10 protein-coding genes are annotated in these 11,526 nt (G+C 44.6%); all 10 read left to right on the plus strand.

The genetic code is table 11. The features are described 5' to 3' along the window. Positions 1 to 49: 49 nt before the first annotated feature. The 10 genes from ABEB05_RS09200 (at position 50) to ABEB05_RS17125 (ending at position 11,512) form a co-directional block, all read left to right on the plus strand. Entirely contained in the window at positions 50 to 1,186 is a 1,137-nt protein-coding gene (locus ABEB05_RS09200) for a glycosyltransferase family 4 protein (protein WP_265789530.1), read from the plus strand. 151 nt (positions 1,187 to 1,337) lie between these two features. Beyond that, positions 1,338 to 2,327 carry a GDP-mannose 4,6-dehydratase gene (locus ABEB05_RS09205; RefSeq protein ID WP_265789531.1) on the plus strand — a complete coding sequence of 330 codons (990 nt, stop codon included), beginning with the start codon at positions 1,338 to 1,340 and terminating at the stop codon, positions 2,325 to 2,327. Between the two features lie 909 nt (positions 2,328 to 3,236). After that, positions 3,237 to 3,446 (plus strand): hypothetical protein, encoded by a 210-nt coding sequence (locus ABEB05_RS09210; protein WP_265789532.1) that lies wholly within the window; start codon positions 3,237 to 3,239, stop codon positions 3,444 to 3,446. Next, positions 3,394 to 3,858 (plus strand): nucleotidyltransferase, encoded by a 465-nt coding sequence (locus ABEB05_RS09215; protein WP_265789533.1) that lies wholly within the window; start codon positions 3,394 to 3,396, stop codon positions 3,856 to 3,858. The genes ABEB05_RS09210 and ABEB05_RS09215 overlap by 53 nt, the downstream gene beginning before the upstream one ends. A 1,184-nt stretch (positions 3,859 to 5,042) precedes the next feature. Then, positions 5,043 to 5,198 (plus strand): hypothetical protein, encoded by a 156-nt coding sequence (locus tag ABEB05_RS09220; RefSeq protein WP_265789535.1) that lies wholly within the window; start codon positions 5,043 to 5,045, stop codon positions 5,196 to 5,198. Between the two features lie 354 nt (positions 5,199 to 5,552). After that, complete coding sequence (locus ABEB05_RS09225; RefSeq protein ID WP_265789537.1) at positions 5,553 to 7,418, plus strand: hypothetical protein; 1,866 nt, start codon at positions 5,553 to 5,555, stop codon at positions 7,416 to 7,418. 731 nt (positions 7,419 to 8,149) lie between these two features. Next, positions 8,150 to 8,527, plus strand: coding sequence for a helix-turn-helix transcriptional regulator (locus ABEB05_RS09230; RefSeq protein ID WP_265789539.1), 378 nt, complete (start codon positions 8,150 to 8,152; stop codon positions 8,525 to 8,527). Positions 8,528 to 8,719: 192 nt separating this feature from the next. Further along, positions 8,720 to 9,274: a Pvc16 family protein gene (locus tag ABEB05_RS09235; protein ID WP_265789541.1), complete on the plus strand. Its 555-nt coding sequence runs from the start codon at positions 8,720 to 8,722 to the stop codon at positions 9,272 to 9,274. Between the two features lie 13 nt (positions 9,275 to 9,287). Then, positions 9,288 to 10,073, plus strand: coding sequence for a hypothetical protein (locus ABEB05_RS09240; RefSeq protein WP_265789543.1), 786 nt, complete (start codon positions 9,288 to 9,290; stop codon positions 10,071 to 10,073). Between the two features lie 8 nt (positions 10,074 to 10,081). Next, entirely contained in the window at positions 10,082 to 11,512 is a 1,431-nt protein-coding gene (locus ABEB05_RS17125; protein ID WP_265789545.1) for a phage tail sheath family protein, read from the plus strand. Positions 11,513 to 11,526: the final 14 nt, after the last annotated feature.

Consider the following 11,526-nt stretch of genomic DNA (forward strand, 5'->3'; position numbering starts at 1 on the left):
ATAATTTACAGATCTCCTTATTTAAGAGGTCTGTTATTTTATTTAAGTAATGAGTAAGAAAATACTGTTCGTAGTTAATCATTCAGAATTTTTCTTTTCCCACCGCCTGCCTTTTGCCTTAGGAGCCCGGGAGAACGGTTTTGACGTGCATGTAGCCACTTCCCCCTCCGGTATGGAAGAACAGTATGAGCAACATGGATTGATTTGGCATGAACTAAAAAAAATGGAGCCCGGCGGAAAGAATCCTGCAGCCGATCTTAAATTAATGTACGAGCTGTATGAACTCTATAAAGATGTACAGCCGGATGTCATTCATCATGTAACGATTAAACCAGTATTATACGGGGGGATGGCGGCACGCTGGGCTGGTATCAAGGGGGTAGTCAATGCGCTTTCAGGATTAGGATACCTCTTCCGGTCAGAAGATTTGACTTCCCGGGTGCTTCAGGTCCCGATACGGGCAATGTTGAAGTTTTCCCTGAACCATCCCAATAGTATATTTTTACTGCAAAATCCGGATGATGTACAGCTTGTTAAGGAGATGCAGGTTGTAGATGAAGATTGCATTACGTTAATCAGAGGGTCTGGGGTGGATATGCAGGAATTCACACCGGCTGATACTCCCGAAAACGATTTACCCATTGTATTGTTCGCAAGCCGGATGATCTGGGATAAAGGTGTGGGCGAATTTGTTGAAGCGGCAGAAATTATAAATAGGAATGCTAAGAAAGCACGCTTCGTCCTGGCCGGTAAGCCCGATCATAATAATCCCAACTCCGTGACGGAAGAACAGCTCCGGGCCTGGGATGAAAGCGGTCAAGTGGAATGGTGGGGCTTTTGTGAGAATATGGTGGAGGTTTTGCAGGGCAGCAGTATCGTATCACTACCTAGTTATTATGGGGAAGGAGTACCCAAAATACTCATTGAAGCGGCCGCCTGTGGAAAGCCTATTATTACTACGAATATGCCCGGCTGCAGGGAGATTGTAGAGGACGGTTATAACGGGTTTTTGGTTCAGGAAAAAAATAGTAAAGATTTGGCTCAAAAAACCTTAACTTTGCTTGCTGAGAAAGAAAAGAGAATGGAAATGGGTAAAAACGGCAGAACTTTTGCCCGTGAACATTTTTCTTTGCAGCGTACGAAAAAGAGAACGTTAAAATTGTATGATACCTTGCTCGGAAATTAGGGCATACGCAAACTACTTTTTATTGAAGTCTAACAATATTTTATGAAATATCTTATCACGGGCGGAGCGGGGCTTGCCCTGTGGAATTGAGCTCCATTCCACAGAGTAAAAAAGAAGAAATTTGAAATTTCAAACACAGATTTAATTTAATATGAAGTATTTAATTACTGGCGGAGCAGGGTTCATCGGTAGCCATCTGGCGGATCGTTTACTAAAAGACGGCCACCAGATAACCGTTATTGATAACCTTTCCACCGGCAAGCTGTCTAATATCAATCATCTGAGAGACGACCCTAACTTTACGATAAAGGTAGCCAGCGTGATGGACTATCATACGCTGGAGCAGCTGGTGGAGGAGTGCGATCAGATCTTCCACCTGGCCGCGGCGGTGGGCGTGAAGCTTATCATGGAGAACCCGGTCGAGACCATTGTGACCAATGTTCAGGGGACCGAAAATGTCTTAAAGCTGGCCAGCTATCACGATAAGAAGGTGCTGGTCGCTTCCACATCCGAGGTTTACGGAAAGCTGATGGAAGGGAATAACGGCATTGATAAACTGAAGGAAGACGGCGACTGGAAATTAGGTCCCACCAGCAAGCGGCGCTGGGCGTATGCCTGCTCCAAAGCGATGGATGAGTTTTTGTCTATGGCCTATTACGATGAAAAGAAGCTGCCGGTAGTGGTAGCCCGTTTCTTTAATACGGTCGGCCCCCGCCAGACGGGTACGTACGGGATGGTTATCCCCAATTTTGTACAAAAGGCGCTGCTCAATGAAACCATACAGGTCCACGGCGACGGGGAGCAGACCCGCTGCTTTACCTATGTAAAGGATGCGGTGGATGCGATCGTGAAGCTGATGAACACCGACGATGCCGAGGGCGAGGTGTTTAATATCGGCGGTGAAGAGGAGATTTCGATGAATGAGCTGGCGTCCATGGTGAAGGAGCTAACGGATAGTGAGTCGGAGATACACCATATTCCGTATGAGGAGGTCTATGGCAAGGGTTTCGAGGATATGAAGCGCCGTACTCCTGATTTGGCTAAGATCAGGGAGGCGATCGGCTATGAGCCTACGCACACGACGGAGGATATTTTGAATAATGTTATTAAGTATTTCAGGAAAGAGAGCCTCGTTGCTTAGGAAGTGTTAAGTTTTAAGTGTTGCAGGTTGCAGGTTGAATGTTGTAAGGTTGGGTTTTGGTTGGTGGATATCGGATAGCAGATAGCAGTTGTCGGTTGTCCGTGGTCCATAGTCCATTCTGAGCGAAACGCAGTGGAGCCGAAGAATCTCCCTTTTTGAGGGAAAAAAGGGTTGAGGGGGTAGCCTTTTAGATTTTACGCGGTCCTCGTGGAAGGAGATTCCTCCGCTGGCGGTCGGAATGACACTGCTTTTTTTAATGACAGTCCTCGATTGTCTAAGGATAATCCCTGACCTTTTAAGGCTGGTATATTTCCACTTCTATTTTGAAAGCGACAAACCCCACCCGGACCATTTCTGTGTGACGAAGGGTGGCCTGGAGCGGTCATCAGCGTTTCCGGGGATTGTCCACCCTGAGGAGTTAAATGGTCCTTGATTTTTTCGTCTCTTTTGGATCAAGCCAAAAGGGACACCATTAATATGATTAGGGTTTTTGCCCTTTTTGAAAGGAAACAATCTTATACTTTTCCCTTGTTCCATTTTTTCAGTGATGAAAAAACGGAACCCAAAAAACTCACCGGCTGAGGGTTCTTCGCCTGAGCGAGTCCGTTCGAACCTGTAAAAAAGCAAAACTCGCTCCCGGTGGCCGTCATCAACGTCGGGGGCCGAAGTCCGCACCAAGGAGTTTAAATTTTCCTTGGCTTTTTACGAGCCTTTTGTGCCAAGACAAAAGGCGAAATAGAATTAAGGCTGGACCATATTTCTCACTCAGGAACGATCTTCTGAATAGAATATTTCTTCGTTTCGGTATAGTGGATATATATTTAACATTTCTGTTTTTGAGAGGATTATTGGATATATTATTTGCTTGAACAGTGATAGATTTGTTATTAGGTACATATATATGTTGATATGGATATGATAAAAGAAGCCCAGTTGCTAGATCGGGATCAGGCCGAACAGAAAGATATTGAATATTGGAAATCTAAATCTCCTGAAGAACGGTTAAGTATTCTTCAGGAATTACGCGAGCAATATATAACCCTGTTCCAGAAAGAGGAAGAATATCATGAAGCTCGAAAAGGATTACGAAGAGTTTGTCGCATTGTTGAACGATCATAAGGTCCAATACCTTATTGTTGGTGCTTATGCTGTTTCATATTATGCACGGCCAAGAAATACAGGAGATATCGATTTTTTTATTGGTAACTCTGATAAAAATATCAAACAGCTTTTAAAGGTGTTACAAAAATTTGGTTTTGGAGCATTGGATCTGACTAAGGAAGATTTATCAGGAGATGATAAGATTCTGCAATTGGGATATGAACCTGTGCGAATTGATATTATGACCGGAATTTCGGGAGTTTCTTTTGAAGAGGCTTACTCAAACAGAGAACAGGGCAAACTTGGAAGTCAGATTGTTAATTTTATCTCGCTGGATGATTTGATTATAAATAAACGAGCATCGAATAGGACGAAAGATAAAGCCGATGCCGAATTATTGATAGAGTTTAGAAAGGATGATTCCTATTAATAGTCGGAAGTGTTATGTTTTAAGTGTAAAGCTGGTGTTTACTGTTTCAGGTTAAATCTTGAAGGTTTTTAGGTTTCCATTCTTTTACAGCTTGGAATGATTTCCCTGTGGAGAGGGCCTGCGACGTAGCGCTAGCGTACTGTTGGTGGGCTTCCGTGGGTTTGCGGTTATCAGATGGCAGATAGCGGTTGTCCGTGGTCTGTTGTCGGATTAAAACAACGTCTGTCATTCTAAGCGAAACGTAGTGGAGTCGAAGAATCTCCCAGTGCGAAGGGGATAAATGATTGAGGGAGCAGCCTTTTAGATTCTACGCTGGCCCTTTGGAATGCCACGTAAGTGGCCTCCCTGTGCAACGGGAGATTCCACTAGGGCAGGAGGATTGAATGCAGTAGTTTATGAGGATCTGTGAACTTATGCTCTATAAGACAGCTGACTTTTCAAAGCCAGAGAAATAATTTTTCCGGAGTTCTAAGTAGTCCACTCTATTTTAAAAGATTGAATTGTATATCCACTGAAAGCGACAGAGCCCACCCGGACCATTTCTGTTTGACGAAGGGTGGCCTGGAGCAGTAATCAGCGTTTCCGGGGTTGTCCACCCTGAGGAGTTAAATGGTCCTTGATCTTTTCGTCTGTTTTGGATCAAGCCAAAAGGGACACCATTAATATGATTAGGGTTTTTGCCCTTTTTGAAAGGAGATATTATTGTACTGTAAGCTTCTCCATTTTTTTCAGTGACGAAAAAACGGAACCCAAAAAAGTCACCGGCCCCTGTGGAATGGAGCTCAATTCCACAAGAGCAGCGGATTGATACAATATAAGATGTATGCGTCCTTAACCTTGATGAGGTATTACTTTTTTGGATGCTCAAAAAAGTAAACAAAAAACTCACCGGCTGAGGGTTCTTCGCCTGAGCGCGTCCGTTCGAACCTGTAAAAAAGCAAAACTCGCTCCCGTGGGTCGCTCAAACAAGCTTATTTTCGGCCGATTCTCCCGTCATTGCTCTGATAGGCTCACAACCCAAGGCCGGAAGGAATAGATTTTTGACTTCTCAAGAATAAGTTAGCTCCTATTTTATTGAAAGCGACAAAACCAACTGGGAAAATTTCTGCCTGACGAGGAACAGGTAAATAAAACCATCCCGCTGCCCTTAGCAGATGAGGAGCGGGAAGTACGTAAAGAAATAAATGGGGAAAGCTGTGATAAAAGTAGTGGACGTTCCCGGCTTATTCCTTGTTGGGGCAACCAAAAAAACGAGATCTTCATTTATTTCCGTACCGAGTGTTCCCGAACGCCGAAGCCGGCGACGTTTTTGCAGCACTTTTGGCGACCATAAGTGGTAGTTAAAGTGTTAAAAGGTGAAAGAGCATTAAGAACTTTCCCGGGATATATATAAGAACCGTTTTTTTAAAACCTGGTATAAGATGTTCTATTGCAATCCAGATGAGAGGAAAGAAAAAATTCCAAAAAGTTGATGAATGTGAGTAGGTATCCCTCAAATTCTATGTGTAATGTTATGTTAAAAGAAGTCACTACTCAATTCCTAATTCTCAATTAAATGCCGGAACCTGTTACCGATATTTATCCTTTAAACTTGTAACCTTCAACCTTTAACATTCAACCTGTAACCCGGCATAGCCGACTTTTTTTCTAAGTTGTGGATAATTTAAATGAAACACCCTATATTTGACAATTGAATGCCATACCAACTTTACAAAGGGATGGTGAATAATATATTGCATGAACTATTGCTACCGTTTATAGTATCATTTTCTGGGGCGCTGTTGGGAACTTATGTGGTCCGGCAGGCAGCTGTTAAGTTAAAGTGGATATCCGTACCAAGAGAGGAACGCTGGAATACGCGATATGTTGCTTTAATGGGCGGCATCGCCGTATTTGTTTCATTTGTAATCACCGCTTTGGTGTTCCAGCCATTGGAATACCAGGCTGTAGGGCTCGGGGCTGTGATGATGTTTTCCGCAGGCTTCTGGGACGATCGCATGGAGATGAAGCCTATTGCTAAGTTCCTGATACAGTTCCTTGCGGCTTCTATTCTTATCGGAATGGGATATACGCTCAGCTCTTCCTGGCCGTTCTGGCTGGCTATTCCGCTTACCTACCTTTGGGTTATTGGCGTTACCAATGCGTTTAACCTGCTGGATAATATGGATGGGCTGGCTGCGGGTATAGCGGTAATTGCTGCTCTCGTTTTTGGGGGACTGGCTTTTAAGCTGAGCATGCCTTCTGTTGCGGTTATTGCCTTTACTCTTGCCGGGGCGTCTGCAGGGTTTCTGGTCTTTAACTATAACCCCGCAAAGATTTTTATGGGAGACTGTGGAAGTCTCTTTATCGGATATATGCTGGCGGCCTTGCCGCTGATGCTGGAGCCGGCACTCACGGAGATTAATCCGGCCAGTATCCTTCCGGTGCTTATAGCGGTGACTATTCTCCCTATTTTTGATACTACGCTGGTTACTTTTGTTCGCATATTTAAGGGACGGTCGCCTTCGCAGGGGGGGAGTGACCACTCTTCGCACCGACTGGTGTTTTCGGGTCTTTCAGAAAAGACGGCCGTTAATACACTCTATATGATAGCCGCTTTTTTCGGGGGAATCGTTCTTCTTTTCTATCCTTCTTATACTCCGCTCTTTTATATACTGCTGACGCTCGGCCTCGTGGGACTGGCATTTTTCGGGGCTTATCTCTCCCGCCTCGATGTATACGAGGAGCAGAAGCTCAGTACGCTGGAGAGTATGGTCGACAGTATCCCCGACTATGTGAAGCGAAAGGTACAGCTGGGAACTATATTTGTAGATATCACGCTTATTATTGTTTCTTTTACGCTTGCCCATTTTATTCGTTTTGAGATGTGGTCTTTTGAAGTGGAGGAGGCGGTCATCCAGGTGCTGCCGGGTATTATTGTATTGAAGATTTTGCTGCTGGCAGGATTTGGACTCTATAAAAGCGTTTGGCAGTATGCGGGTATGGCGGATCTTATGCGTTTGTTCTTGGCTACCTTTTGGGGATCGCTGCTGGCGGGCGGCTATGCCTGGGGATATATGGGCGGATATATGTCTGTCAGTGTCTTTGCTATTGACTGGTTCCTGTTTATGTTTATGCTGGCTTCTTCACGTTTTGCTTTCAAGGGATTGCGCCGGTTGTTTGCCCTGCCAACGAATGGAGGCAAGAATGTGCTGCTGTACGGGGCGGGCGATGCCGGCTGGCTGGCGCTGAGTGAGATACGTCAGAATCCGGACCTGCATTTGGATCCGGTGGGCTTTATTGATGATTCTCCATATAAGCAGAAGGGGAAGGTGCAGGGATTGCGGGTGCTGGGCAGCTACCACCGCCTGAAAGCTATTTGCGAGGAACATGATGTGGATGAGGTGCTTATCTGCATCCGGGACTTGTCGGAGGATAAGAAGGAGATGGTTAAGTATATGTGTACGAAGAGTGAGGTGACATGCAAGGAGTTTCTGCCGGTATTCAGCGAGGTTGAGTCTGAAGATGAGAAGTCGTCGAAGGAGCGCTCGTATAGTTTTGAGTACCAGGAAAGCGCCTGAGTCTATTAATAATAGTCAGAAGTGTTAAGCTGGTGTTTACTGTTCCAGTTTAAAGGTTGCAGGTTTTAGGGTTTCCATTCTTTTCTTCAGCTTTGTTAATTCCCCAATTGAGAGGGCTTGGCATGAGGCGTCAGTGGCCCTCTGGTGGAGGGGAATAACCCGGGACTTAATTGTAGATCTAATATTAAGATCTTCAGTCTTGTTATTATAATTCCATTCAATGCGACAAGCCCCACCCGGAAAATTTCTGCTTGACGAGGGGCGGGCGGTGGCTGTATTCAACCCCCTTGACCGTAATCCGCACCGAGGAGTTTAAATTTTCCTTGGCTTTTTAAGAGCCTTTTGTGCCAAGGCAAAAGGCGGGAGAAAATTAAGAGCTTTCCCGACCTAATAATCTTCGAAAGTTATCCGGGTGACTCAGCTAGGATTTTTTTCTTACTTAAAATACTTGGAGAGCAACCATTTCTTTGACTTTTCTTAATTTTTTTTCCTTTTTATAAATCCTTGCGTTTTATAAAAAAACGTAAGGAATTTTTGTTGGTTTATTACAAAAATAATATTAGATAGCAATAGGGATTATCTTTTTTTGGCTCGTTATAGCTGGAAGTTTTATTTCCTTTCTTTATAAATAAAGCTTCTGGTTGTTTAAGGAGTCGTTAACCTCATTGGGCATTAAATAATATCGTGTCGTGATGAATAAATATTAAAAATAATAAAATCAAGAAAGCATCATGAATACTGAGTCTTTAGATATATCCGAATCCATAGAAACTCTGAATGTAAATCTTCGGCAAGTTGCTCAGGTGGGAGAGTGGGCCGATTTGATGGGATATCAAAACCCCAAGAAGTTTTCACGCCGTTTTTTGAGACACTATGCAGTGCGTCCCTGCAGAATGTTAATAGCCATTCGTTTAAAGAGTATTTTTAAGGACTTGCGGTCCGGGAATTATTCTAATTTTGATATTGCCCGGCGTCATAGCCTGCCGGATGAAAAGGCGTTGAATAAGTTTGTGAACTATCACCTTGGCTGCTGCCCCAGCGAATTAGAGTCTATGACTGAATCTCTTTTTAAAGAGAAGATGGAAAAATTCGGTAGTAAAATTTGGTAGTAAAGTTAGGTAATGAAAAAGGGGTGGAAATTAAAAAGATTGCAAGAGAAGTACTTGAGTAATTAACCGTCCGATAAGGGATGAGAGTAGAGTATAGAATATAGGGAGCAAAGGCGTGCAAGCTATATATAATAAAATAAGTTAAGCGCTTGATCGGAATTTACCCCAGAGAAGGAATAGCTTACTGATACAATGATTAAACAAGCCCTCGAATATATTAGTGAAGAACTGACTTCCGGTCTTGGTTTGGGGATTGAAGATGTGTCATTAGATAATCTCCAAAAGATACAGGAAAAGCACGAACAGGGATTGGTGATTTCTTTACTGAATGTAGAGGAGGAGAGTACCTTAAAAAATACCCCTCATTACATCCGCAAAAATAACCAGTTGTTGTATAAGGAACCGCCGGTATATTTGAATATGAATGTACTTATGGCTTTTGAGTTTGATGATTATGGAACAAGCCTGCAGCGCCTGGCCGAAACCGTAGAATTTTTTCAAAATAAACGATGGTTTACTGCCGAAAATGAAGAGGCTTCCCACCCTTTTCCCAGCGGACTGAAGAAGCTTGTGATGGATCTTCAGGAGTTAAGTTTTGAGCAGCTTAATCATATTTGGAGCATCTCCGGTGGTGCGCACTTTCCTTCTCTGCTCTACAAAATACGATTGATTAAAATTCAGCCCGAGGATGAGGTAGAGGGACCGGAAATCGATACGATCCAATTCGATACAGGTTTGATGGAGTGAAGAAGTATATATTATGGGATTTATTATTAAATATAATCGCTTTTTTAGTGTCACCCTCGGCGAAGAGGGGGCGGGTGATATAATGGAGGGCTTTACCTTCTTTCCCACCCGGGAGTGCCGGCGCCTGATGGACAATCATAACCTGGTGTTTCGTTCTCGTTCCACCGGCTTTGAAGTCTTTTATTCTGAAACCCCGCTGATTCCCATCTCAGAAAGCGTGCGGTTTAGTTATGGATTCCGTATCCCCGATGCCGGTCTATTTGAGAAATATGGGCTGGTTCGCGAAGATGAAACCGATACCACGGTCTATCAGCCCGGTCTTTATTTTGATAATCTTAACCCGGATGGCTCCATCATATCCGGGAGCCCGGCCTCTATCGTTGCTTCTGGAACAGATCCCGGGGAAACGGTTTCATCCGCTGATACCTATCGCATTTATCGGCAAACCTTTAAGGTATATGATGAGGCTGCCGGGACTCCTCCCTCTAGTTATGAATTAAGCCATCAGTACAATACGTCACTGACACAGACCAACCCGGTTGATCCCGACCCGGCCGCAGGTTCTCTCATCACAACAATAAACTCGATAGACCTGAATGGGGATTATATTAGCGAGTCCGGTCCGTACCTGTTGGAGGCAGATGTCCAGCCCCCTCCCAACCGGAAGGTATATCTTAGCGAAGAACTTGGACAAAAAGGCGCTCACGGCGTCGTAGATATTTATTGGGAAAATCCCCAAGACACTGTTTCTGATCCTGAGAAGGGTCAGGAGTATAACATAATTTTTAAGCCTAAATAAGAGTGAAAATGGCCACTTATAAAACACCCGGCGTTTATGTAGAGGAAGTTTCAATATTCCCGCCATCAGTAGCACAAGTAGAAACCGCAATTCCGGCTTTTATCGGCTATACTGAGGAGGGACCCACCGATCCAACGAGAATAAAATCAATGGTTGATTACCAGTCGATTTTTGGAGGTCCGTCCAAAGAGTTGCCCGATTTCAGTATTGATGCAGATGGTAACGCGAGTCCGGATTCCGATATTCCCGTCACCCCGGAGTATAAGATGTATTATATGCTGCAGCTTTATTTCGCCAACGGCGGTGGACCGTGTTACATTATCTCAGTGGGGAATTACGAGGAAACCCCTTCGATTTCTGCTTCGGATTTAACCGATGCGTTGACGAATAAGCTTAAGAAAGAAGACGAGCCGACGCTTATCGTTTTCCCGGATGCCCAAAGTATCGGCAATGAAACCGATTATCATGATCTTTATGCCGCAGCTATATCTCAAAGTGCTGATCTGGGAGATCGCTTTACGATTTGTGATGTATTGCCTGTTGAGGAGGTATCGGGAGATGATCCGATAGGGGCATTTCGGAATGGAATCGGGACCAACAATTTGATGTATGGCGCAGCTTACTATCCGAATCTGGAAACGAGTCTTACCCACCAGTATAACGAAGATGAATTAATGGTATCCGTCACAAATCCGGATGACCCGGATGCCGGTGATATTTCGGTGCTTCGCCATAGCGATGCAACCATTGAAAATGCCGGTGATCCCGAAGCTACAGCTGGTGAATCATTGTTCCATGCCAATGACGGGGCGTACCGGCAGCAGTATTACGATATCAGGAAAACAATCGAGTCGGTTAAGCTGGTGTTTCCACCGAGCGGGGCCGTCGCCGGCGCCTATGCAATGGTTGACAGCAATCGGGGCGTTTGGAAAGCACCGGCCAATGTATCGCTGAACCGGGTTGTGCGTCCTGTGGTAGCGTTAGACAGCGAAGACCAGGAAGATATGAATGTAACCGGTACCGGCAAATCCATTAATGCCATCAGAAGTTTTAGCGGCAAAGGCGTATTGATTTGGGGCGCCCGAACACTGGATGGGAACAGCAACGAATGGCGCTATATTTCGGTGCGCCGCTTCTTCAATATGGTGGAAGAATCGGTGAAGAAAGCCACCGAACGCTTTGTATTTGAACCCAACAGTGCCAATACCTGGGTGAAGGTGAAAGCGATGATTGAAAACTTCCTGACTGACCAGTGGCGCGACGGCGCTCTCATGGGAGCCAAGCCTGATGATGCCTTTTATGTGAAAGTGGGGCTGGGTGAAACAATGACTCAGCAGCATGTTCTTGAAGGGGAAATGATTGTGGAGATCGGTATGGCGGTGGTACGGCCGGCCGAATTTATTATTCTGCGCTTTTCTCACAAAATGATTGAATCTTAAAACCAAATGTTTAA

The organism is Fodinibius salicampi (genome assembly GCF_039545095.1).
In the GTDB taxonomy this organism is placed as follows: Bacteria; Bacteroidota; Rhodothermia; order Balneolales; family Balneolaceae; genus Fodinibius; species Fodinibius salicampi.

Bases quoted from the DNA above. Each gene is read 5' to 3' on its own strand.
- ABEB05_RS09200 (WP_265789530.1), top strand. From the start codon at position 50: ATGAGTAAGAAAATACTGTTCGTAGTTAATCATTCAGAATTTTTCTTT.
- ABEB05_RS09205 (WP_265789531.1), top strand. From the start codon at position 1,338: ATGAAGTATTTAATTACTGGCGGAGCAGGGTTCATCGGTAGCCATCTG.
- ABEB05_RS09210 (WP_265789532.1), top strand. From the start codon at position 3,237: ATGGATATGATAAAAGAAGCCCAGTTGCTAGATCGGGATCAGGCCGAA.
- ABEB05_RS09215 (WP_265789533.1), top strand. From the start codon at position 3,394: ATGAAGCTCGAAAAGGATTACGAAGAGTTTGTCGCATTGTTGAACGAT.
- ABEB05_RS09220 (WP_265789535.1), top strand. From the start codon at position 5,043: ATGGGGAAAGCTGTGATAAAAGTAGTGGACGTTCCCGGCTTATTCCTT.
- ABEB05_RS09225 (WP_265789537.1), top strand. From the start codon at position 5,553: ATGCCATACCAACTTTACAAAGGGATGGTGAATAATATATTGCATGAA.
- ABEB05_RS09230 (WP_265789539.1), top strand. From the start codon at position 8,150: ATGAATACTGAGTCTTTAGATATATCCGAATCCATAGAAACTCTGAAT.
- ABEB05_RS09235 (WP_265789541.1), top strand. From the start codon at position 8,720: ATGATTAAACAAGCCCTCGAATATATTAGTGAAGAACTGACTTCCGGT.
- ABEB05_RS09240 (WP_265789543.1), top strand. From the start codon at position 9,288: ATGGGATTTATTATTAAATATAATCGCTTTTTTAGTGTCACCCTCGGC.
- ABEB05_RS17125 (WP_265789545.1), top strand. From the start codon at position 10,082: ATGGCCACTTATAAAACACCCGGCGTTTATGTAGAGGAAGTTTCAATA.